This window comes from Streptomyces africanus, assembly GCF_002150735.1.
Lineage (GTDB): Bacteria > Actinomycetota > Actinomycetes > Streptomycetales > Streptomycetaceae > Streptomyces > Streptomyces africanus.
Genome location: NZ_MUKA01000591.1, coordinates 1 through 3,145 on the forward strand (window position 1 = coordinate 1; position 3,145 = coordinate 3,145).

3 protein-coding genes are annotated in these 3,145 nt (G+C 74.6%); 2 read left to right on the forward strand and 1 reads right to left on the reverse strand.

The window, feature by feature from the left end; all coding sequences use genetic code 11:
- Positions 1 to 1,027, forward strand: a 1,027-nt coding sequence (cobT, locus tag CCL05_RS42380; protein WP_086565832.1) for a nicotinate-nucleotide--dimethylbenzimidazole phosphoribosyltransferase, incomplete at its 5' end; no start/stop codon positions are given.
- Between the two features lie 791 nt (positions 1,028 to 1,818).
- On the opposite strand, the gene CCL05_RS46885 is transcribed toward cobT, so the two are convergent.
- Positions 1,819 to 2,583, reverse strand: coding sequence for a hypothetical protein (locus CCL05_RS46885; RefSeq protein WP_086565831.1), 765 nt, complete (start codon positions 2,581 to 2,583; stop codon positions 1,819 to 1,821).
- Positions 2,584 to 2,643: 60 nt separating this feature from the next.
- Between CCL05_RS46885 and CCL05_RS42395 the strand changes: the two genes are divergently transcribed.
- Positions 2,644 to 3,145, forward strand: a 502-nt coding sequence (locus CCL05_RS42395; RefSeq protein ID WP_143590050.1) for an adenosylcobinamide-GDP ribazoletransferase, incomplete at its 3' end; no start/stop codon positions are given.

Genomic DNA, 3,145 nt, shown 5'->3' on the forward strand with positions numbered 1-3,145 from the left:
GGTCGTGCCGCCCGGGTCGCTGGGCCGCCTCGACGACCTGGGTGAGTGGCTGGCCGCGGCGCAGTCGGCCGTGCCGGTGCGGCCGGTCGAACGGCCGCGGGTGGTGCTCTTCGCCGGTGACCACGGCGTCGCCGAGCTGGGCGTCTCGGCCCGGCCGGCGGGCGGCGCCGGGGAACTGGTGCGTCAGGTGCTGGAGGGCGGCCGGCCCGTGTCGGTGCTGGCGCGACGGCTGGGCGTGCCGGTGCGGATCGTCGACATGGCCCTGGACTGCGACCCGGAGTCGCTGCCCGAGGACGTCGTGCGGCACCGGGTGCGGCGTGGCAGCGGGCGTATCGACGTCGAGGACGCGCTGACCCTTCAGGAGGCCGAGGCGGCGTTCCGGGCCGGGGTCGCGGTGGCCGACGAGGAGGCCGACTCCGGTACGGATCTGGTGGTGCTCGGCGATGTGAGCGTCGGCGGGACCACGGTGGCGGGCGTGCTGGTCGCGGCGCTGTGCGGGGTCGACGCGTCGGTCGTCACCGGCCGGGGCGGGCTGGCGATCGACGACCTGGCGTGGATGCGCAAGTGCGCGGCGATCCGCGACGCGCTGCGGCGGGCCCGGCCGGTGCTCGGGGACCAGTTGCAGCTGCTGGCGACGGTGGGCGGCGCCGACTTCGCCGCGATGACGGGTTTCCTGCTGCAGAGCGCGGTGCGCAAGCTGCCGGTGGTGCTCGACGGGGTCGTGACGGCCGCGTGCGCGCTGGTCGGGCAGCGGATCGCGTTCCGGGCGCCGGACTGGTGGCTGGCCGCGCACGACAGCGGCGAGCCGGGGCAGGCCAAGGCGCTGGACCGGATGGCCCTGGAGCCGCTGCTGACCCAGGGCGTGACCGTCGGCGAGGGCGCGGGCGGCCTGCTCGCGCTGCCGCTGGTGCAGGCCGCGGCCGCGCTGGCGGCGGAGCTGCCCGAGAAGCCGAAGGAGTCCGAGGAGCCGGAGACCGCGGAGGCGGCGGACGCGTCCGAGGCCCCGGAGGTTCCCTCCGAGCAGTAGCGTTCCCGCGAGATCCTGGTCACGCCCACCTGGCTCAACTTCGTCCCGTTCCGGTCGGTCTTCGCGTGTGGTGTCGGTATGGCTGAGCCACAGCCACCGCGCACACCCGCTGACATACCGACATCCGGACGAGGACGACCCGATGACCACGCTCGCGCGCTGGGCCCGTGCCGAATGGGGGCCGCTGTACGCGGCCGTGCGCGGGCCGCTGCGGGAGCGGCGCCTGCGGGCCGTGCCGATGGCGGTCGCCGCCGTGTGCCTGACGGCCGCGCTGCACATGGTGCACAACCAGTCCTGGGGCCACCGGTTCGTGCAGGAGATCGGGGCGGTACGGGCCGAGGACCCGCTGTGGCTCGCGCTCGTGCGGACGCCGCTGTCGCTGTTCGTGCCCGCGCTGGACCTGCCGGTGTGGGGCGCGCTGGCGCAGTTGCTGCTGGTGTTCGGCATCGCGGAGCTCTGCCTGGGACGGCGACGGACGCTGGTCGTCGCGTACCTGGCGACGTTCGCGGGCACGCTCTACGCCCGTCTGGGTATCTGGCTGGGCCCGGACTCCCCGCTGGGCCTGCCCGTCTCGGACGCCCGGGTCGTGGACACCGGGCCGTCGGCGGCGGTGGTGGGACTCGCCGTCTGCCTGGGATGGCGCTACCGCGCGTACGTCACGGCCGGGGCGGTGATCGTGGCGATGGTGGCCGAGGTCGCCGTGAAGGAGAACCTGGCGGGCAAGGAGCACCTGGCGGCGATCGCGGCCGTGCTGGTGGTGTGCGCGGCCGGAGCGGCGCGCCGGCGGCACGTCAGTGGTGTTCGAGGGACCGGGTCGGCTGCTGGTCGGGCGCGCCGCCGATCCAGTCCTGGAACGCGCGCCGGGGGCCCAGCCAGCGGCGGTCGTGGCGGTAGGCCCGCAGGCCGGACTTGGCACGGGCGCGGGGGCGGCGCCGGTAGAAGCGCTTGGCCCAGTAGGAGCCGGGGCGGGCCAGTCGTACGGCGCCGATCAGGGCGATGACGGGGACGATCACGCCGAAGACCGCGAGGCGGGTCTTGCCCTTGAACAGGGCGATGAGGACGAAGAGGAAGTTCACGACGATGGTCACGATCACGGTGGCGCGGTTCTGCTCTTGGTCGTCCGAGAGGTCGTTGACGCCCAGGGGCGAGAAGCCGATCAGGAGCAGTCCCACGAGGGAGGCGGTGAGGACGACCATCTCGACGCTCTTGCGGCCGGCCTCGGTCCAGTAGACGTCGGCCAGGTGCAGGACCAGGGCGAACTCGTCGAGGACGAGGCCCGCGCCGATGCCGAAGACCACCGCGGCCAGCCCCGAGCCGAAGCCGTGCTGGCCGGCGGCGACCGCGCCGAAGCCGCCGGCGATCGTCAGGATGATCCCGGGGACCACGTGGTGGACGTGGACACCACTGCTGCTGCTGACGTTGCGGAAGGGGCCCTTGCCCGCCCGGATGAGGCGGGTGATGCCCCGGGTGATCAGGAAGGTCACCACGAAGGAGACGAGGGCGAGGAGCAGCGGCAGCTTGCCGGGTTCGATGATGTTCCGCTCCAGCCATCCCATATGCGAACTTTATCCTCGCCCGCCGGATCCGCTCTTCTGACCGGCGGGTAGCCTGCGCCGGTGCCCCGAACCTCACCCCTCGACGGTCTCCGCTTCGCCTTCGGCACCCTCACGGTGTTCCCGGTCCGGGTGACCCGGTGGGACCGGGAGGCGGCGCGCGGCGGCATGCTGTGCGCTCCGCTGGCCGGGCTCGCGGTCGGTGCCGCGGCCGCCGCCGCCGGGCTGGTGCTGCTGGTCCTCGGCGCGGGCGGACCGCTCGCCGCCGTGGCCACCGTCGCCGTCCCCGCCGTCCTGACCCGGGGGCTGCACCTCGACGGGCTCGCGGACACCGCCGACGGGCTGGGCAGCGGCAAGCCCGCCGAGGACGCCCTGCGGATCATGAAGCAGTCGGACATCGGGCCGTTCGGGGTCATCACTCTCGTCCTCGCCCTGCTCGCCCAGGCCGCCGCGCTCGCCCAGGTCTACGACGCCTCCGGGGCCCGGGGTGCGGGTGCCGCCGTCGTCTCCGCGACGGTCGCCCGGCTGGCCCTGACCCTGGCGGCCCGGGCCCCGGAGGCGTCGT